At 68.0% G+C, this 20153-nt stretch carries 11 protein-coding genes; 5 read left to right on the forward strand and 6 right to left on the reverse strand.

Features of this window, described 5'->3' with window-relative positions; all coding sequences use genetic code 11:
* Positions 1–14: 14 nt before the first annotated feature.
* From gspG to VGN58_RS13635, 3 genes are all read right to left on the reverse strand, one after another.
* Positions 15–440, reverse strand: a complete 426-nt coding sequence (gene gspG / locus VGN58_RS13625) for a type II secretion system major pseudopilin GspG (RefSeq protein ID WP_327484668.1) — start codon at positions 438–440, stop codon at positions 15–17.
* Positions 441–472: 32 nt separating this feature from the next.
* Complete coding sequence (xpsF, locus tag VGN58_RS13630) at positions 473–1687, reverse strand: type II secretion system protein XpsF (protein ID WP_327483730.1); 1215 nt, start codon at positions 1685–1687, stop codon at positions 473–475.
* A gap of 129 nt (positions 1688–1816) precedes the next feature.
* Positions 1817–3616 (reverse strand): S8 family peptidase, encoded by a 1800-nt coding sequence (locus tag VGN58_RS13635; RefSeq protein WP_327483731.1) that lies wholly within the window; start codon positions 3614–3616, stop codon positions 1817–1819.
* 589 nt (positions 3617–4205) lie between these two features.
* Here VGN58_RS13635 and VGN58_RS13640 point away from each other — a divergent pair.
* Positions 4206–9998, forward strand: a complete 5793-nt coding sequence (locus VGN58_RS13640) for an ESPR-type extended signal peptide-containing protein (protein ID WP_327483732.1) — start codon at positions 4206–4208, stop codon at positions 9996–9998.
* 67 nt (positions 9999–10065) lie between these two features.
* On the opposite strand, the gene VGN58_RS13645 is transcribed toward VGN58_RS13640, so the two are convergent.
* Positions 10066–10515, reverse strand: coding sequence for a hypothetical protein (locus VGN58_RS13645; RefSeq protein WP_327483733.1), 450 nt, complete (start codon positions 10513–10515; stop codon positions 10066–10068).
* A 4-nt stretch (positions 10516–10519) separates the two neighbouring features.
* Positions 10520–12232: a type II secretion system ATPase GspE gene (gene gspE, locus VGN58_RS13650; protein ID WP_327483734.1), complete on the reverse strand. Its 1713-nt coding sequence runs from the start codon at positions 12230–12232 to the stop codon at positions 10520–10522.
* Positions 12233–12639: 407 nt separating this feature from the next.
* Here gspE and VGN58_RS13655 point away from each other — a divergent pair, with 407 nt between their 5' ends.
* The 4 genes from VGN58_RS13655 to VGN58_RS13670 all read left to right on the forward strand — a co-directional run bounded on the left by VGN58_RS13655 (position 12640) and on the right by VGN58_RS13670 (position 15926).
* Positions 12640–13212 (forward strand): hypothetical protein, encoded by a 573-nt coding sequence (locus tag VGN58_RS13655; protein WP_327483735.1) that lies wholly within the window; start codon positions 12640–12642, stop codon positions 13210–13212.
* 130 nt (positions 13213–13342) lie between these two features.
* Positions 13343–13933, forward strand: coding sequence for a hypothetical protein (locus tag VGN58_RS13660; protein ID WP_327483736.1), 591 nt, complete (start codon positions 13343–13345; stop codon positions 13931–13933).
* A gap of 3 nt (positions 13934–13936) precedes the next feature.
* The gene (locus VGN58_RS13665) at positions 13937–15328 is read left to right on the forward strand and encodes a hypothetical protein (RefSeq protein WP_327483737.1); all 1392 of its coding nucleotides are present in this window, start codon (positions 13937–13939) and stop codon (positions 15326–15328) included.
* Positions 15329–15353: 25 nt separating this feature from the next.
* The gene (locus VGN58_RS13670) at positions 15354–15926 is read left to right on the forward strand and encodes a relaxation protein (protein WP_327483738.1); all 573 of its coding nucleotides are present in this window, start codon (positions 15354–15356) and stop codon (positions 15924–15926) included.
* 30 nt (positions 15927–15956) lie between these two features.
* Here VGN58_RS13670 and purL read toward each other — a convergent pair whose 3' ends face one another.
* Positions 15957–20096, reverse strand: a complete 4140-nt coding sequence (gene purL / locus VGN58_RS13675) for a phosphoribosylformylglycinamidine synthase (protein ID WP_327483739.1) — start codon at positions 20094–20096, stop codon at positions 15957–15959.
* Positions 20097–20153 lie beyond the last annotated feature (57 nt).

Raw genomic sequence — 20153 nt, forward strand, 5'->3', positions numbered from 1 at the left:
GGCGGGCGTCGCGCTTATTCGTTCTTGATGTCCGCGTCGACGCTGTCGCCGCCGGCCTTGCCGTCGGCGCCCAGGCTGACCAGGTCGAAGCGCTGCGTCTCGCCGGGGATGCGGTAGTCGATCGGGTTCTTCCACGGGTCCTGCAGCTCGCTTTCCTTCGCGTACGGGCCCAGCCATCCGGGCGCGTTGCCGGGATTGGTCACCAGGTCGGTCAACTGCGCCGGATAGCGGCCGGTGTCGAGCCGGTAGTTCTCGATCTTGCCCGCCAGCGTCTGCACCTGCGACTGCGCCAGCTTGACCTTGCCGCTGTCGGCGCCTCCCATCACGCGGCTGCCCACCAGCACCAGGATGCCGCCGATCAGCACTAGCACGATGATGATCTCGAGCAGGCTGAAACCCTGCTGGGAACGCGGGAAACGGAACGCAGTCATCGGACGCATGCGGGACATGGTAGCGGACTCTCCAGTAAGGCTCAGTTGATGGCGCCGGTCAGATCGTACAGCGGGACCAGCACGGCGATGATGACCACGCCGACCACGGCGGCCAGGACCAGCGTGATGGCGGGGACGAGGGCGGCCAGCATACGGTCCAGCACCTGAGCGGTTTCCTGCTCGAAGGTCTCGGCGGTCTTCAGCAGCATCCCGTCCAGCGCGCCCGACTCCTCGCCCACCTGGATCATCTGCAGCGCCAGCCGCGGGAAGCGCTTGCCCTTGCCCAGCGAGGCGGACAGGCCGTGGCCGTTCTTCACGTCGTCGGCCGCCACCTCCACGTCGGCCGCCAGCGCGCGGTTGCCCAGCACGTTGCGGGCGATGCCCAGTGCGGTGAGCAGCGGCACGCCGTTCTTCAGCAGCGTACCCAGCGTGCGCGCCAGGCGCGCGGTTTCCAGCCGGGCCAGCAACGGTCCGACCAGGGGGCGCCCCAGCAGCCAGGCATCCAGGCGGTCGCGGAAGGCGGGATCGCGACGGCGGCGGTCGAACCACAGCAGCGCCACGGCCGGCACCGCGATCAGCACGAACCAGAAGTCGCGCACGAAGGCGCCCACCCACAGCACGCCCTGCGTGAACCACGGCAGCGCCACGTCCAGGCTTTCGTACATCACCGCGAACTGCGGCACCACGTAACCGAGCAGGAACAGCAGTGCGAAGCCCACCACCACCAGCAGGATGGCCGGATACACCAGCGCGTTGACCACGCGCCCCTTCAACGCGCGGCTGCGCTCCAGGTAATCGCCGAGCCGCTGCAGCGTGTCGTGCAGGCTGCCGCCCGCCTCGCCGGCCCGCACCATGTTGATGTACAGCCGCGAGAACAGGCCATGCTGACGGTCCAGCGCCGTCGACAGCGGCGCGCCGCCGCGCACGGCATCGCGGATGTCGGTGATGACGCGCCGCGCCTTCTCGTCTTCCGGCAGGTCGAGCAGGATGCCCAGCGCGCGGTCCAGCGGCTGGCCCGCACCCAGCAGCGTGGCGAGCTGCTGGGTGAACTGCACCAGCCGGTCGCCGGCGAACGCATTCGGCCGCCACAGCTGCCGCAGGCTGCCGCCGCCACCGGCCGACGCCAATGCGGCCTCGACAGGCAGATGGCCCTGCTCCTGCAGGCGCGCGACGACCTCGGCGTCACTGGCGGCTTCCATCTGGCCGTCCAGCATTTCACCGTGCGCGTTGAGGGCCTTGTAGCGGTAGAGCGGCATGCGGCGGGAGGATCGGAGAATGCGCCAAGTTACCGTATTCGCCCCTCCAGCGTCATGGGCGCGCATCACGTCACCCGACGAAGCGACCCCGGTCTGCCGGGGCCGCGATGCCGTGCCCTGCCCCTCGTATCAGGGTGCGGTGAAGCTGCCGCGCACGCTGACGCCGGCGAACTTCGTCTTGCCCACCAGGGACACGTAGTAAGTGCCCGCCTGCGGGTTGGCGATGTTGACCATGTCGTTGTTGCCCGGCCTCACCGAACGCAGGTCGTAGTTGGTCGCGGTGGCAGCGCTGCCGAACTTCACGTAGACATCGGCATTGCCGCTGCCGCCGTAGCTGATGAACGACAGGTTGGTCGCGCCGGCCGGCACCACCAGCGCGTACTGCACCACCGCATCCTTCGCGCCGCTGTTGCCGCCGACCGCCACGTTGTTGGTGAGCGGCGTCGCGGTCGGCGGACCACCGCCGCCGATCACGGCCTGCACTGCGGCCGCCGCATTGACGATGCCGACACCGATGGGACGGTTGGCCGGCGGCGCCACCGGGAACGGACGCGCGGTCGACTTCAACGTGGCCAGCACCTGCGCGGGCGTGAGCGGCGTTTCCGCCACGCTCTGCATCAGCGCGACGACCGCCGCCACGTGCGGTGCCGCCATCGACGTGCCGCCCAGGCCGAAGTAGGTCTCGGTGGTGGGCGTGGTGGCGCCTGCATTGCCGGCGGACCAGACGTATCCGCCCGGATTGCCGTCCACGCCGCCACCGCCGCCCGGCGCGGAGATATCCACGCGCGTGCCGTAGTTGGAATACGACGCGATGCCGCCGGTGATGCGCGTGGCGCCCACGGTGATGACGCCCGTGCAGTTGCCGGGCGAGAAGCCGGTGACGTTGCTGGCATCGTTGCCCGCTGCCACCACCACCGTGCTGCCGTTGGCGATGGCGATGTTGAACGCGTTCTGTTCCACCGCGCTGCACGCACCGGTGCCGCCGAGGCTGAGGTTGATGACTTCCGCCGGATTGGCATTCGCCGGCACGCCCGCCACGGTGCCGCCCGACGCCCAGATCACCGCATCGGAAATATCCGACGTGTAGCCGCCGCACCGGCCCAGCACGCGCGCCGGCACGACCTTCGCATCGAAGGCGCCGCCCGCCATGCCCTTCGCATTGTTGGTCACCTGCGCCACCGTGCCGGTCACGTGGGTGCCGTGCCAACTGCTGTCCTGCACCGGCGAGCCCGCGTAGCACTCGCCCGCGACCGGATTCCAGTCGCCCTCGTCGAGCGGATTGGCATCGCGCAGGTCGCCGTCGCGCGACACGAACGTGTCGCTGATGAAGTCGTAGCCCGGCAGGATGTTCGCATCCAGATCGCTGTGCGGCGTGATGCCCGTATCCAGCACGGCGACCACCACACCGGCGCCCGTCGCGTTGTCCCATGCCGCCGGCAGGTTGATGCCGCCGACCGGATCCTTGAAGTGCCACTGATACTGGTTGTAGAAGCTGTCGTTCGGCACCAGGCGCGCGTAGCGACGGGCATCGACCTCGACGAACTCGACCTCAGGATCGATCGCCAGCTGGCGCAGCAGGCTTTCGGCTTCGACGCGATCCAGCTTGCGTGAGGTCTGCACCAGTTCGGCACCGATGCCGAGGCGTCGCAGCTTCGCCGCACTCACGGCCCTGCCGTTCGACGGACCCAGCGCGGCGCGCGAGACCGCGCCCTGCAACGAGCGCTGCAAGGTCGCGCTGCTGGCGCGCGCCGTGCTGCCATCGCGGTACTTCACGATGAAGCGGTCGTAGGTTTCGCCGTCGCGCAGACCAGCGGTACTGACATCGCCTGCCGAAGCGCTCGCTGCGAAGGCGCCGAACGCGACGATTGCGGCAAGTGCAGCAACCAGGGGACGACGACGGGAAAGACGGAAGGAAGAATGTGGATTCACTTGACCTGCTCCATGTCTACAAGGATGAACGAACTGGTTAACGCGTTTACGACGTGCGTACTCAACGACTTGCGACTTCCCTTTCATACGCATCATGCAGGTACCCCTGTTTACCTGCCACGACACCTTTCACGCAGCGCATACGGCTTCTGCACATGGCTTTAACGCCTTGTTTTCAGCGGTTTCGTCGCGCCGGATCGAACGTAGCAAATCTCTCGCAAATTGCACAACGCGGATGTAGTGTTCGATCACACGGAGTTGTTTTGCATCATCTCGGGATCAAGGGGATGGGGAATGCGGGAATCGTTTTTCAGCGCGACATCTTGTTACACCGATCCACTTGCATGTCTTTCCTGCGGCGTCGATACGTCGCGTTTTCCGCGCCTGCGGCTGCACGCTTCGGCGTCCGTGTCCGACCTCCGTACGTCTCTCCTCTTCGCTCCCATCGCTTCGTGCGACGTCGTCATGCGTCTCCCCTGTCGCATGACGCGCCGTCTGCCTGCCTGACGTAGTCCGCCTCGAACCCCGTGCCTCCCTGGCCCGGGTGCTGTCGTATTCCCCCGAAAACACAGAATGAAGGACGTGATCGATGAACAGGATTTACCGCAAGGTGTGGAATCCCTCCCTTGGCCTGCTGGTGGTGGCCTCGGAGTTCGCGCGGCGCGCGCATGGCGCGCTGTCGTCCGGTGCGCCGGTGCGTGCGCGCCTGGGCGTGACGTTGTTGGCGGCGGCGCTGCTTGCGGGCGTGTCGTCCGGCGCGGCATTCGCGCACGACAAGCAGAAGGGCAAGCCGCAGAACGACAAGCCGCAGATCGGAACGGGGCCCGCCTTCTGCGTGGATGCACGCGGCAATCCCATCATCGACGGACGGCCCGGCGAAAATGCGGTGTCGTGCGGCGATGACGTCGACGCGTCCGGCCGCCACGCCGTCGCGGTCGGCTACAAGAGCATCGCCAACAAGGCCGGCGCGACCGCCGTCGGCGGCTACGCCGAAGCCAAGGGCGTGAACGCGACCGCCGTGGGTTACGACAGCAGCGCGACCGCGCAGGGCGCGACGGCGCTGGGCAGCCAGAGCAACGCAACCGGCGCGAACGCCACGTCCGTCGGCACGCTGGCCGCTGCGACGGGAACCGGCGCGAGCGCCGTGGGCACGGGCAGCGCTGCAACCGGCGCGTATGCCGGTGCGTTCGGAAGTTCGTCGTCCGCCTCGGGCACGCAGGCATTGGCCGCCGGCCATACCAGCACGGCGACCGGGATTGCCACGGTGGCGATCGGCGGGTTCGCCAATGCTTCCGGCGGTTTCGACACGGCGGTCGGCTACGGTGCCGACGCCCGTGGCGGCGACAGCACGGCGCTCGGTTCCGGCTCGCTCGCCACCGGCTACAACAGCGTCGCCGTCGGCGGCTCGCTGCTCGGCTTGCTGCCGACCGAAGCATCGGGCGATTTCTCCACGGCGGTGGGTGGCGGCGCATGGGCGCCGGGCACGAACGCGACGGCGATCGGCAACCTGGCGTCGGCCAGCGCCGACAACAGCGTGGCACTCGGCGGCGATTCGATCGCCGACCGCGAAGACACCGTGTCCGTCGGCAGCGCCGGCAGCGAACGGCAGATCACCAACGTCGCCGCAGGCACCGAAGGCACCGATGCGGTGAACCTGGACCAGTTGAACGCCGTGGCCGACACGTCGGAAAACGCCACGCGCTACTTCAAGGCGAATGGCGCCGGCGACGGCAGCGACGACGCGACCGCCACCGGCGACTACGCCACCGCATCCGGATCGGCCGCGCTGGCCGAAGGCGTCGGTGCGACCGCGACCGGCTCCGGCGCCTTCGCGCTGGCGGACGGTGCGACGGCGACCGGCTTCAGCGCCACGGCCACCGGCGAGAACAGCGTCGCCAATGGCGCCGGTGCGCAAGCGACGGGTGCCGGTTCGATTGCGGTGGGCGGACAGCGCCAGCTGTTCGACGAGAACGGCGATCCCGTGCTCGATGAAGACGGCAATCCGGTCTACGCCAGCACCGAAGCCACGGCCGACGACGCCACAGCGGTCGGTGCGGGCGCCGTCGCCAGCGACACCGGTGCGAGCGCGCTCGGCGCGGGTGCGAATGCCTCCGGTGCCTATTCGTCTGCCGTGGGTACCGAAGCCGCCGCTTCCGGCATCCAGGCCACCGCGGTCGGCTTCCGCAGCGATGCGTCCGACGATGCGGCCACGGCCATCGGTGGCTACAGCAGTGCGTCGAACTTCGGCGCATCGGCGTTCGGTTACGGCGCCGAGGCCAGCGGCAACAGCGCCACGGCGCTGGGCTTCGGTGCGGTCGCCAGCAACTTCGACAGCACCGCACTGGGGTCGAACGCGATCGCCAGTGGCGACAACAGCGTGGCGGTCGGCGGAGCGTTCTTCGGCTTCCTGCCGACCGAAGCGTCGGGCGACTACTCGGTCGCCGTCGGTGGCGGCGCCTACTCCCCGGGGGTCAATTCGGTCGCGCTGGGCAATCTTGCGACGGCCGAAGCCGACAACAGCGTCGCCATCGGTGGCGACTCCGTCGCCGACCGCGAGGACTCGGTATCGGTGGGCAGCGCCGGCAGCGAACGGCAGATCACCCATGTCGCCGCAGGCACCGAGGACACCGATGCCGTGAATCTGGCGCAGTTGAACGACGTCGCTGAAGCCTCCGAAAACGCCACCCGCTATTTCAAGGCGAACGGCGCGGGCGACGGCAGCGACGACGCGACCGCGACGGGCGACTACGCCACCGCGTCCGGTTCGGCCGCGCTGGCCGAAGGTGTCGGTGCGACCGCCACCGGTTCCGGCGCCTTCGCCCTGGCCGACGGCGCAACGGCGACCGGCTTCAGCGCCAGCGCGACGGGCAGCAACAGTGTGGCGAACGGCAGCAGCGCCGAAGCCAGCGGCGACGCCAGCACCGCCATCGGCGGACAGGTGGATGCCTTCGATGCCGAAGGCAATCCGATCACCGTCAACACCGTGGCGTCCGGACTCGGGGCCACGGCCGTCGGTGCCGGCAGCCTGGCCTCGGGTCTGGGCAGTGCGTCGTTCGGCGTGCTCAGCGAAGCGAGCGGCGAAGCGAGTTCCGCCTTCGGTTACGGCAGCACGGCCACCGGCTCCTACGCCTCCAGCTTCGGTCATGCCAGCGGCGCCACCGGCGATTACAGCGTCGCGGTCGGTGGTCCGGCGGACCTGATTCCCGGCTTCGGTTTGCTGGTCTACACGCAGGCCAGCGGGTTCAGCGCGGCGGCCTTCGGCGCCGGTGCGATCGCGGCCGGCGACTACAGCCTGGCGGCGGGCAGCCTGGCCGAAGCCTCCGGACTGGAAAGCACGGCGGCGGGCTTCTTCTCCTATGCGCCGGGCGACTACGCCACCGCGCTGGGCGCGGAATCCTGGGCCAGTGGCGACAACAGCACGGCGGTGGGCTTCTACAGCACGGCGCTGGGCGACAACAGCGTGGCACTGGGTGCCAACTCCACGGCGGATCGCGACAACACCGTCTCCGTCGGCGATGTGGGCAGCGAACGGCAGATCACCAACGTCGCCGCCGGCAGCGAAGGCACCGATGCGGTGAACGTCGATCAGCTCAACGCCGTCGCCGAAGCGTCGGAAAACGCCACCCGCTACTTCAAGGCGAACGGCGCGGGCGACGGCAGCGACGATGCGACCGCGACCGGCGACTACGCCACCGCGTCCGGTTCGGCCGCGCTGGCCGAAGGCGTCGGCGCGACCGCGACCGGCTCCGGCGCCTTCGCGCTGGCGGACGGCGCGACCGCCACCGGCTTCAGCGCCACGGCCAGCGGCGGGAACAGCGTCGCCAACGGCGCCGGTGCGCAAGCGACGGGCGCCGGATCGGTTGCGGTGGGCGGACAGCGCCAGCTGTTCGACGAGAACGGCGATCCCGTGCTCGATGAAGACGGCAATCCGGTCTCTGCAAGTACCGAAGCCACGGCGGACGACGCCACGGCAGTCGGTGCAGGCGCCGTCGCGGGTGACATCGGTGCGAGCGCCATCGGTGCCGGCGCGAATGCGTCCGGCGCGTATTCCACCGCGCTGGGCACCGAGGCGTCTGCGACGCAGACACAGTCCACCGCTGTCGGCTTCCGCAGCAGTGCCGACGGCCTAGCCTCCACCACCGTCGGCGGCTACAGCAGTGCAGCAGGCGACTTCGCCTCGGCCTTCGGTTACGGCGCGGCGGCGGGCGGAAGCGGTGCGACGGCGGTAGGTGAAGGTGCGAGTGCGGGTGGCGACGAAAGCACGGCGGTCGGCGGCACCACCTTCTTCGGACTCATCAACACGCGTGCCACCGGCACGGGCGGTTCGGCATTCGGCAACGGCGCCTGGGCCACCGGCGAATACAGCACCGCGCTGGGCCACAACAGCTACGCCGACGGCGACGACAGCGTGGCGGTCGGTGTCAACTCGGTGGCGGAGGCGACCAACAGCGTCGCGATCGGCGCCAATTCCTGGAACGATCGCGAGAACACGGTATCGGTCGGCGATGTCGGGGCCGAACGCCAGATCACCAACGTGGCGGCCGGCACGGAAGGCACGGACGCGGTGAACCTGGACCAGCTGAATGCCGTGGCCGAGGCGTCCGGCAACGCCACGCGCTACTTCAAGGCGAACGGCGCGGGCGACGGCAGCGACGATGCGACCGCCACCGGCGACTACGCCACCGCCTCCGGGTCGGCCGCGCTGGCCGAAGGTGTCGGCGCGACGGCGAACGGGTCGGGTGCCTTCGCATTGGCGGACGGCGCGACCGCCACCGGCTTCGGTGCCACCGCCACCGGCGCCAACAGCGTCGCGAATGGCGCGGGCGCGCAGGCGACGGGCGCGGCGGCCGTCGCGGTGGGCGGACAACGGCCGTTGTTCGACGACAACGGCGATCCGCTGCTGGATGAAGACGGCAATCCGGTCTACGCGAGCACGGAAGCGAGCGCCGACGATGCCACGGCCCTGGGGGCGGGTGCGGTCGCCAGCGATACGGGTGCGACGGCGACCGGTGCGGGCGCCACGGCGTCGGGTGCCTACGCCACCGCGTCCGGCACGGAAAGCGCGGCGTCGGGCTTGCAGGCCACCGCGAACGGTTTCCGCAGCGATGCCTCGGGCGATGGCTCGGCCGCCATCGGCAGTTACAGCAGCGCCTCGGCCTTCGCGGCGTCGGCCTTCGGCTACGGCGCGGAGGCGTCGCAGGAGAGCGCCACCGCACTGGGCTTCGGCGCGGTGGCCAGCAACTACGACAGCACGGCGCTGGGCTCGAATGCCATCGCCAGCGGCGACAACAGCGTGGCCGTCGGTGGTGCATTCTTCGGCTTCCTCCCGACCGAAGCGGCCGGCGATTACTCGGTGGCCGTCGGCGGTGGCGCCTACACCCCGGGCGTCAACGCGGTGGCGCTGGGCAACCTGGCCACTGCGGAAGCCGACAACAGCGTGGCGATCGGTGGCGATTCCGTGGCCGATCGCGAGGACACCGTCTCGGTCGGCAGCGTCGGCAGCGAGCGGCAGATCACCAACGTCGCCGCCGGTACCCAGGCCACCGACGCGGTGAACATGTCGCAGCTGAGTTTCGTGGCCAGCGCACTGGGTGGCGGAGCCGGCTTCTCCGGCGGTGTGTTCATCGCGCCGAGCTACACGATCCAGGGCACGTCATACAACAACGTGGGCGCGGCGTTCACCGCCGTCGATGCGAAGCTCAACGAGTTGTACGGCCTGTACAGCGGATCGGGCAGTGGCGCCACGACGGCCTCGGCCAGCGCCGCACCGCCGACCCAGGCCAGCCAGGGCCAGGTCGCCGGCGACGCGGCGTCCGGAACGGGTACCGGCGGCAGTGCGTCCACACCGACACGCGGCACGGCAACGACCACGGATGCCGCTGGCAGCGGCGCAGTGGCCAGTGGCCAACCCGCGGTCGCGGCACCGACCGATGCCACCGCAGCCGCAGACGTGCCGGCCGCTGCCGCGTCGTACGCCGATGCCGGCGACGCCAACACGCTCAGCAGTGCGCAGTCCTATACCGATCAGTCCTCCGCCAGCACGCTGGCCAGCGCGAAGGCGTATGCCGACTTCCAGGTCAAGGCGCTGGAAGACGACTTCAACGCCTTCCGCGGCGACGTGGACCGTCGCTTCTCCGAGCAGGACCGCCGTCTGGACCGGATGGGCGCGATGAGCTCGGCGATGCTGAACATGGCGATCAACGCCGCCGGCAGCCGCAGTCCGCGCGGACGGGTCGCCGTGGGTGCGGGTTGGCAGAACGGCGAGAACGCGTTGTCGGTGGGCTATTCCAAGCCGATCGGCGAGCGTGCATCGTTCAGCATCGGCGGCGCGTTCAGTGGCGACGAGAAGTCGGCCGGCGTGGGTTTCGGTATCGACCTGTAAGACGTTGCATGGAACGAGAAAGGGCCCGGCATTGCCGGGCCCTTTCTTTTTACGGCGGACGACCGGCTCAGTCGCAGGCCATGCGGCCCTTGGGCAGCACGCGCGGATTGCCCAGCGCGAAGGCCTGGAACGGCCGCTCCCACATCTCGAACGACGACACCCCCGGCGTGACCCCGCAGCTGCTGGCGTACTCGAACCGTTCGCCGTCGGAGGACACGTAGAGATCGAACTTGATCGCCACCGGCAGCGTGCTGCTGACCATCAGCGTGGTCTGCGTGGCGTCGCCGCTGCGCGCGGCACGCAGGTTGCCGGGCGTATCACCGGCAGGCGCGGATGCCGCGACCCTGTCGTCGACCACATCGACCTGCAACGCCAGCGACGGCGAGCCACTGCCGATGGCGAAGCCGGCCGGCAGATCGCCTCGTTGCAGCGTCTTCGGCGCAGGCTTGCCGGCTGATGCGATCATCGGTATCGCCCACATCGCCGCCAGCAGGCATACGGTCAGCATCCTGTTCATCGCGTCAGCCCTCCTCGGTCACGCGCAGCACTTCCTCGATGGTGGTCTCGCCCGTCAGCGCCTTGATGATGCCGTCCTCGTACATGGTGCGCATGCCGGCGTCGCGCGCCAGCTGTTCGATCTCGCCCATGCCGGCGTGCCGCATGATCGCGCGGCGGATCTCGTCGTTCATCACCAGGAACTCGACGATGGTCGTGCGGCCCAGGTAACCCGTCGGCGCGAAGGCGGAGCCGCGCGGGCGGTACAGGAAGATCTCGCCCTCCGGCTGGAAGCGGCGCAGGTGGAACTTCTCGATTTCCTCCGGCGACGCGGCGTACTTCTCCGCATGCGTCGGCTCCAGCCGGCGCACCAGGCGCTGGGCGAGGATGCCGTTGATGGTGGAGGTCATCAGGTAGTCCTCCACGCCCATGTCGAGCATGCGGGTGATGCCGCCTGCCGCGTTGTTGGTGTGCAGCGTGCTGAGCACCAGGTGGCCGGTGAGTGCGGACTGGATGGCGATGCGTGCGGTTTCCAAGTCGCGCATTTCGCCGATCATGATGATGTCCGGGTCCTGGCGCACGATGCTGCGCAGCGCGTGGGCGAAGTCCAGCCCGATCTGCGGCTTGGCCTGGATCTGGTTGATGCCCTCGATCTGGTACTCGACCGGATCCTCGACGGTGATGATCTTGACGTCGGGCGTGTTGAGCTTGCTCAGCGCGGTGTACAACGTGGTGGTCTTGCCCGAGCCGGTGGGGCCGGTGACCAGCAGGATGCCGTGCGGCTGCTCCAGCACTTTCTGGAACTGCGGCAGGAAGGCATCGGTGAAGCCGAGCTTCTTGAAATCGAACACGACCGTCTCGCGGTCGAGCAGGCGCATCACCACGCTCTCGCCATGCGCGGTGGGTACCGTGGACACGCGCAGGTCGAGTTCCTTGCCCTGCACGCGCAGCATGATGCGGCCGTCCTGAGGCAGACGACGCTCGGCGATGTTGAGCTTGGCCATGATCTTGACGCGGCTGATCACGGCGGCAGTGAGGTTGGCCGGCGGGCTTTCGCCTTCCTCCAGCACGCCGTCGATGCGGTAACGCACCTTCAGGCGGTTCTCGAACGGTTCGATGTGGATGTCGGACGCGCGCAGTTCGACCGCCCGCTGGATCACCAGGTTGACCAGGCGGATGACCGGCGCTTCCGACGCCAGGTCGCGCAGGTGTTCGACGTCGTCAAGGTCGGCGGTGGTCTCGCCGTCGGCGTTCTCGACGATGGCGCCCATCGCACTGCGGCCCTGCCCGTAATAGCGTTCGATCAGGTCGCTGATCTCCGACCGCAGCGCCACCCGCGGCCGCACCGCACGACCGGTCGCCAGCCGCACGGCTTCGATCGCGTAGTGGTCCTGCGGGTCGGCCATCAACAGGTCGACATGGCCCTCGTCCTCGCCCACCGGGCAGACATGGAACTGCTTGAGGAAGCGCAGCGACAGCGCCACCGATTCCGGCGGCACATCGGGTGCGTCCTTGGCGTTGACCAGCGGCAGGCCGAGCACCTCGGCCGCCGTCTCCGCGTGGTCGCGTTCGGACACCAGGCCCAATCGCGACAGCAGCGCCAGCAGGCCGCCGCCGGCCTCTTCCTGCAACCGCCGCGCCCGCGCCAGGTCGGCCTCTTTCAGCCGCCCGCGGGCCAGCAGGGCGGCGACGATGCGTTCGTCGTCGGACAGCGAGGGGTCGGACACGACTGCGTTCACGGAAGGCCTCCTTGAAGGCCCGGACTTTATCAGGTCCGGACGGGACGGGCTGTCGCGCCGCGCGAAGCGTGGCGCGAGGAGAACCTTGCGAGGCAGCCCCGTGCCCCTGGGACAGGATTACCGCGCCGGCTCTCGCTTGCGACGATGCCGCCACGCCGTAGCCTTACCCTCAAGACAAGTACCTGCGGCCCCACCCATGGAGGTGCGCTGCACGCGCGATCTCGGGACATGCCGTCAGAATGTTAGTGGCACGCGCCGATGTGCATCTGATACAAACGCCAGGCAGGCTCATGAAACATCGTACGTAGCGAAAGCCACACTGTACGCCCACGAGGACCGCTTGCTCACCCAGAAGATGATGGTAGCTCCCATCCCCTGACATGCTATCCGCTGGCCAAGGAGGCCTTATGACGCATTTCCGCTTCGCACTTCTTGTTTCCGCTCTTTTTCCCGCTGCATCGGCGATCGCAGACAGCGCAATGCAGGGAGAAAATCTGCTTCAGGCGTTGCCGCACGGCTACAAGATCGGTTACCACACTCGACAAGGCCAGATGAGAATGAGCGAAATGGTGCCATCGGATGAATCCGTTGAACGCTGGACGCGCATGGTCACCACCCAGGTCTTCCACGGCGCACGGATGCCGGCGGACGGATTCCAGCAACGGCTTGCAGCCAGCCTTGCCGGTGCCTGCCCCGGCGCGAACGCTGTCAAGATCGATGCGGGGGAGGAGGATGGATACATGTACGCGTTGTGGCAGCACGTATGCCCGTTGAATCCTGCAACCGGCACACCGGAACACTTCTGGTCGAAGACCATCGAAGGCAACGATGCCTTCTATTCCGTCCAGTTCGCGTTCCGGCACGTACCTTCCGAACGCGATACCCACCTGGCGCTCCGGCATCTCGCGGAAGTGCGCATATGCGACTCACGCATTCCTGGCAGAGACTGCCCGAACGTAAGCCCGGCACACCAGGATTGACCTTGCAGCTCTTTCCGCCTGCACGTGACGTCAGGTTCACGGACCGGCCACCTGGCAACCTGGCGCCTGCACAAGCCTGTGCCTCCGTTGCCAACAACGGTGGTTCAACTAGCTTCCGAGGATGCAGTCCGTGAATCGTCGATTCCTGTGTTCCTGCCTGACCGTCGCGTCCCTCCTGATCGCGGGATGCTGGGGCGCAAGCGAATTCGAACCGCCCACCGCAAAAACCAACTCAAATCCGACTCAACGCTACGAGATCACGGTGGAACTGGTCGATCCGCCGGTCGACATCGAGAACATCTCCGGAATGGCGTATTTCAGTATTCCTGATGTCATCTGCATGCCTACGCCGGACCGTATCGCCGGATATACCCCCGGCTCCCGCTACGAGAGGGGGTTCTCTCTCGTCCGGACTGGAAACAACACCTACAGTGGCCACATTTTTCTCGACTGGCCCGTCGATGAGGACTACTACGGGCTTGGCTTATGCAAATGGGAGCTCTCCGCTGTCGCTACCGTTCTTACCCGTCAATCAGGATTGATACAGACCGCCGACCTACTGGGTAGCGAAGTGAAATCTGAATCTTCAAACAGGTCGTTCTGCCGGGAAGAAATGCGCGACAAATTCGACAAGATATGCCTGACACCTATTGATCCTGAGCTCATCGAGAAACTCGATCCCGTTTCCTACATCGTGAGCATGTCGTCAAGGAAGAACTGAGCCGTGAAGATTTTCACCGAGTCCAATGCCAGACTGTCCGATAAGTCATACGATCCGCATGACCATAACCTAGACACGACCGCCTTCCGGCTTATCAAGGAGGTTGACAGACCTTCTGGCTATCGTGGCGTCATTTACCAGAACAAGATCACCGGGGACTACATCGTCGCCCACACCGGCACCGAGTTCGACACCGACAAGGTCCGCGACGGGCTGATCACGGACGCCCAGATGCCCCTGCTGAAGGTGAACCAGCAACTGGACGATGCGCGGGATCTGGTGGAACTGGCCATCGAGATGGCCAAGCGCGATGGGACCAGCGTTACCGTCACCGGCCACTCGCTGGGCGGCTTCCTCACCCAGGTCACCGCCTACGAATATGGCCTGCGAGGCGAGACCTTCAATGCCTATGGAGCGGCAGGACTCTACGGCGTACCCGAGGGTGGAAGCCAGGTGATCAACCACGTACGTGCCACTGACATGGTAGGCGCGGCGAACCGTCACTTCGGCGAAGTACGCGTCTACGCCACGCAGCAGGATGTCGATGTACTGCTCAAGCAGGGTCCGGCACCCAGTCAGCAGAACCGATGGGAACTCATCGGCGATCTGCGCACACTCGGCCCGGACGCCACCCACAGCGCGGTGCAGTTCCATGGCGGCCACCGCACCGCCGAACAACTGGCGGTCTACGGCCCGAACTCACTTATAAATCACGAAAACCAAGCGCTCTACCAGCAAAACCAGCCCGAATTCGACGCCTATCGGGAGAGCATCCGCTCGGCTGCGGCGGATGCGGCGCTGGCCACGAAGCTCACCGGCGCGGGCATCGCCTACACGTCCGCGATCGGCTCCCAGTACGTGATGCACAAGGTCAGGCACGGCCTGATGGGCAACGAAGTCCACGACGAACTGAGGGAGCTTCGACTGGCGGCGCAACGCGCGACGGACGAGAGAAATCGCGACTTCGTGCCGCCCGATCGACCGCTGATCTATCGGGACAGTGCCGGCAGCCCCCTGGAACAGATCGACGGGCGGATCCAGGAGCTTCGTCGCGCTCCCACGCTGGAAGACAGCCAGTGCAAGCCGGAGCGTGGACGTGGCTGGCCCTCGCGGCCCACCGGCGATTCCGCATCGTCGCCGGTCTCGTTACGCGATGACCCCCTCGCCTACATCGACCGCATGGTGGCCGCCTACGACGCCGGCGACCAGGTCGACTTCCGCCTGATGACTCAGGCTGCAGCCAACGATCCTTACGCGAGGCGGGTGAGTGCGACTGCGGTGGCTCAGGTGGATTCCGAAGAACGACAGCAGGCGCTGCTGGCCCAGGCCGCCGAACAACAACGTGCGGAGCAGAGACAGGTCGCGGCGTCGGCCGGCATCGCACGCTCGATCTGACACCAACGTTGCCAAGGAAATCGGGATGGACACCGACCGGATCACCGACCTCGTCGCCAGCGCGTCAGCCCTCATGGAGCGGTTCGAGCGCCGCACGAAGCAGATCGAAGACAGCTTGCAGGCTGCGCACCGGCAGCTTCAGGAGATCTCGCAACACCTGCCTGAAACGCTCCGCCGGGCTGCCGACACGGAAATGAAGCATCTGCGGGACAGTGTCGTAGGCACTGTCGACGCCGGCCTAGGACAATCCGTCTCGACCTACCAGGCACACCTGGAAACGTCCGGACAGGACGTAAGGCACGCCTCGCATGCCCTTGCGGCGCAGATCCACGCCGCGCGGGCACTCTACCGGCATCTGCTATGGAAGGTCGTCGGCGTCTGCCTCGCCAGTCTCGTCCTGATCGTTCTGGGCGGCGGCTGGCTTTCCCGCCACTATTACGACGAGATCCGCCGCTATCAGCTATCGGCGGAGCTGTTGAAGGCCTACGACGCCGCGGACGTCACCTTGTGCAACGGCAAACTGTGCGCCAACGTGGACCCCAAGGCCGCGAAGTCCGGCGACAAGGGCCAGTACCGTCCGGTCCGGGACCGCCCGTAGGCGCCCGGACCGGCGTCTGTCACCGCCTGCTCACCCCACCCACACCCGCGCATTGCGGAACATGCGCAGCCACGGCGAGTCGTCCGGCCAGCCGGCCGGATGCCAGCTGTGGTTGACGCTGCGCGGCGTGCGCTCGGGGTGCGGCATCAGGATGGTCGCGCGGCCGTCGTCGCTGGTCAGGCCGGCGATGCCGTCGGGCGAACCGTTCGGATTCAGCGGATACGTCGTCGCCACCGCGCCGTCGCCATCCACGTAGCGCAGCGACGTGCGCGCGGTGGCCTGATCGACCGCGCTCGCGAACGCGGCACGGCCCTCGCCGTGCGCCACCGCCACCGGAATGCGCGAACCGGCCATGCCACGGAAGAACACCGACGGCGATTCCTGCACTTCCAGCAACGCCACGCGCGCCTCGAACTGCTCGCTCTGGTTGCGCAGGAACTGCGGCCAGTGCTGCGCACCGGGAATGATGTCCTTCAGCTGGCTCATCATCTGGCAGCCGTTGCAGACGCCCAGCGAGAACGTGTCCGTGCGCGCGAAGAACGCCGCGAATGCGTCCCGCAATGCGCTGCGCTCCAGGATGGAGGTCGCCCAGCCGCGACCCGCGCCCAGCACGTCGCCGTAGCTGAAGCCACCGCACGCGGCCAGACCATTGAAGCCATCGAGTGCCACGCGGCCATGGATCAGGTCGCTCATGTGCACGTCGAACGCGTCGAAGCCGGCACGCGCGAACGCCGACGCCATCTCGATCTGGCCGTTGACGCCCTGCTCGCGCAGGATCGCGACCTTCGGCCGCTTGCCGGTGGCGATGAACGGTGCGGCGACATCGTCAGCGGCATCGAACGACAGTTTCGGCTTCAACCCGGTACGGCCGAACTGGCGCGCGGTGTCGCGCTCCTGGTCGGCAGCCTCCGGGTTGTCGCGCAACGTCTGCATGGCGTGCGTGACCGACCACCAAGCATCGAACAGCTCTTCCCAGCGCCACTCGGCCAGCGATGCGCCGTCCTGCCGCACGCGGATGGTGGCCGCCGTGGTCGGACGCGCGATGCGCTGCGCGCATTCGGTCAGCGCGTGACGCTCGACCAGGTCGGCGAAGGCGGCACGGTCCTCGTCGGCGACCTGCACCACCGCACCCAGTTCTTCTGCGAACAGCGTGCGGAACGCGTCGTCGCCCCACCCGTCGAGGTTGATGTCCAGGCCGCGGTGCGAAGCGAACGCCATCTCGCACAGCGCGGCGAACGCGCCGCCGTCGCTGCGGTCGTGGTAGGCCAGCAGCAGACCGGCTTCGCGCGCGTCGGCGATCAGGTGGAAGAAGTCGCGCAGACGCTGCGGATCGTCGAGGTCCGGCACGCGTTCGTCGCGGCCATCGCCGGCGAACGCCGGCCATGCGCCATCGCCGCCGGACTGCGGGTAGACCTGCGCCAGCACCGAGCCGCCCAGGCGCTTCTTGCCCGCGCCCAGGCCGATCAGCCACAGCTCGCTGTCGTCCTCGCGCGACAGCAGCGGGGTCAGTTGTTGGCGCACGTCGGTGACCGGCGCGAAGGCGCTGATGATCAGCGACACCGGGGAAACGGAGCGGTGATTCGTGATTCGTGATTCGTGATTCGAAGAGGCAGACGCGCTTGCAACCGCCGGCTCCTGCTGTTCACCAATCACCAATTCCGAATCACCCATCACGGCCCACTGCGCCTGCATCGACAGCGAGTCCTTGCCCACCGGAATGCTGATGTCCAGCTCCGGACACAGTTCCATGCCAACGGCCTTGACCGCGTCGAACAGCAGCGCGTCCTCGCCCGGATGGCCGGCGGCGGCCATCCAGTTGGCGGACAGCTTGACCCGGTGCAGCGATTCCACCGGCGCGGCGCACAGGTTGGTGATGGCTTCACCGACCGCCATGCGGGCGGCGGCGGCGGCATCGAGCAGCGCCAGCGGCGTGCGTTCGCCGATCGCCATCGCTTCGCCCACATACCCTTCGTAGCCCGTCAGCGTGATGGCGCAGTCGGCGACCGGCATCTGCCACGGGCCGACCAGCTGGTCGCGCGCGGTCAGGCCGCCGACGCTGCGGTCGCCGATGGTGATGAGGAACTGCTTGGACGCGACCGTCGGATGCGCAAGCACGCGCAGGCCGGCTTCGTGCAGGTCCAGGCCTTCCGTCTGCAGCGCGGGCCACCTGGGTGCCGGCGGGTGCGCGGTGTCGCGATGCATCTTCGGGGCCTTGCCGAACAGCACGTCCATCGGCAGGTCGATGGGGTAAGCCCCTCTCCCTGCGGGAGAGGGGTTGGGGAGAGGGTTCGGCGGAGTAGAGCTGCCGGAGGGAATCGCGGACGCGGCAACATCCGCGATGCGCTGTTCTCCGGACTTCGTCGCACCCTCATCGGCCCTCCGGGCACCTTCTCCCGATGGGAGAAGGGAAGGATCATTCAACGCGCCATAACCCACCACCAACCGCTCTTCCTTCGTCGCCACACCCACCGCCGCGAACGGACACCGCTCGCGCTCGCAGATCGCCGCGAACTCGGCCAGCCGCGCCTGCGGCACGCCCAGCACGTAGCGCTCCTGCGATTCGTTGCACCACAGCTGCATCGGCGACAGGGAGGGATCGTCGCTGGGCACCTTGTCCAGGTCGATCACGCCGCCCACGCCGGAGTCGTGCAGCAGTTCGGGAATCGCGTTGGACAGGCCGCCCGCGCCGACGTCGTGGAACCAGAGGATGGGATTGTCGTCGCCCATCGCCACGCAGCGGTCGATGACTTCCTGGCAGCGGCGTTCCATTTCCGGGTTGTCGCGCTGCACGCTGGCGAAATCGAGGTCCTCGGCGCTTTCGCCGGAGGCGACCGAACTGGCCGCGCCGCCGCCCAGGCCGATCAGCATCGCCGGGCCGCCGAGCACGATCACCGCGTCGCCGGGCGACAGCGTCTTCTTCTGCACCTGGATGCGGTCGATCGCGCCCAGGCCGCCGGCCAGCATGATCGGCTTGTCGTAGGCGCGGGTCAGGCCCTCGCCTTCCTGCAGCTCGAAGCTGCGGAAATAACCCAGCAGGTTGGGCCGGCCGAACTCGTTGTTGAACGCGGCACCGCCGAGCGGGCCGTCGAGCATGATCTCCAGCGCCGGCGCCATGCGCGGGTTCAGCGCACGCGGCCGGCTCTTATCAGGATCCTCCCACGGCTGCGGCAGCGTCGGGATGCGCAGGTGCGAGACCGAGAAGCCGGTCAGGCCGGCCTTGGGCTTGCCGCCGCGGCCGGTCGCGCCTTCGTCGCGGATCTCGCCGCCGGCCCCGGTGCTGGCGCCGGGGAACGGCGCGATCGCGGTCGGGTGGTTGTGCGTTTCCACCTTGATGCAGAACGCCGAATCCAGCGTCGCCTCGAGGCGGTACTGGCCGCTGCCGTCGGGACGGAAGCGCGCCGCCGGATAGCCTTCCACCACGGCCGCGTTGTCGCTGTACGCGCTGAGCGTGTGCTCCGGCGTCTGCGCATGGGTGTGCTTGATCATCCGGAACAGCGAGCGGTCCTGGTCCTTGCCGTCGATGGTCCAGCTGGCGTTGAAGATCTTGTGGCGGCAATGCTCCGAATTCGCCTGCGCGAACATCATCAGCTCGACGTCCGACGGATCACGGCCGAGCTCGGTGTAGCGCGTGCGCAGGTAGTCGATTTCGTCGTCGGCCAGCGCCAGGCCCAGCCGGCGGTTGGCCGCTTCCAGGTGCGCCAGCGGGATGCGCTCCAGTTCGCCGCGCGGCGGCGCGGTGAACAGCGCCGAGGCCTGCTCGCGCGTGGCCAGCAGGGATTGCGTCATCGGGTCGTGCAGCGCCTTGGCCAGTGCTGGCTGCGTGTCGTCCCAGCCTTCCAGGTCGACGCGCAGGCCGCGCTCGACGCGCTTCACCGGCTGGCCGGCGCCGCGCAGCAGCTCGGTGGCCTTGCTCGCCCACGGCGACAGCGTGCCCAGCCGCGGGGTGACGAAGCGCGAGACCGCGCCGTCGGCCAGCGGTTCCTCCCGGTCGCCGGCCTGCAGGATGCGGCGCAGCGTGGCCAGGTCCGGCGTGGCGCCGGCCTCGGGTTCGACGAAGTAGACATGCCAGGCGCCGCGGATGCGGACGGCCGGAGCAATCGACTGGAGCCTGGATTCGAGCCGCGCGCGGCGGAAGTGCGACAAGGCCGGTTGGCCTTCGAGGACGATCATGTCCGGAACCGTGGGGGCGTGCCGTCAGACGGGGCCCGCTATTGTAGCGAAGCCGGC

The sequence above is a fragment of the Pseudoxanthomonas sp. genome (assembly GCF_035999195.1).
Taxonomy (GTDB): Bacteria; Pseudomonadota; Gammaproteobacteria; order Xanthomonadales; family Xanthomonadaceae; genus Pseudoxanthomonas_A.